At 54.8% G+C, this 389-nt stretch carries 1 protein-coding gene; it reads left to right on the top strand.

Annotated elements, in window-relative coordinates:
• A partial coding sequence (locus VU18_RS16660) for a PAS domain-containing protein (protein ID WP_152668875.1) occupies positions 1–389 on the top strand: 389 nt, incomplete at both ends.

Genomic DNA, 389 nt, shown 5'->3' with positions numbered 1-389 from the left:
GCGTGGTGGCGGTCAAAGACGTGTTGTTCGGTCTTGTCCAAGGGAAAACAACTGTGCGTGAGGTGATGCGCCCGTCGCTGCCGCCGCTTTCCATTCACGACCGTGTGGAAGTGATCGAGTTTGGCGGCGGTCCGCTCCGGCCCGTTGTCGATGAGAGCGGACGCCTTGTCGGTGTGTTGACGAAAGAGCAGCATTTGACGGCATATGCGAAGGTGGCACAACTCCGCTTAAAACATTTGGATGCCATTTTCAACGCCGCCCATAACGGCATTTTATCGATCGATGCAAAAGGACGGATTACATCGATCAATCCACCGGCTGAGAAAATGGCGCGGACGACGAAAGAAGAAGCCATCGGCAAGTTTTTGACCGATGTCGTGATCCCGTCT

The organism is Geobacillus sp. ZGt-1, assembly GCF_001026865.1.
GTDB lineage: Bacteria > Bacillota > Bacilli > Bacillales > Anoxybacillaceae > Geobacillus > Geobacillus thermoleovorans.
Note: the sequence above shows the minus strand (reverse complement) of the source record. Positions and strands in the feature narration are given on the sequence as shown.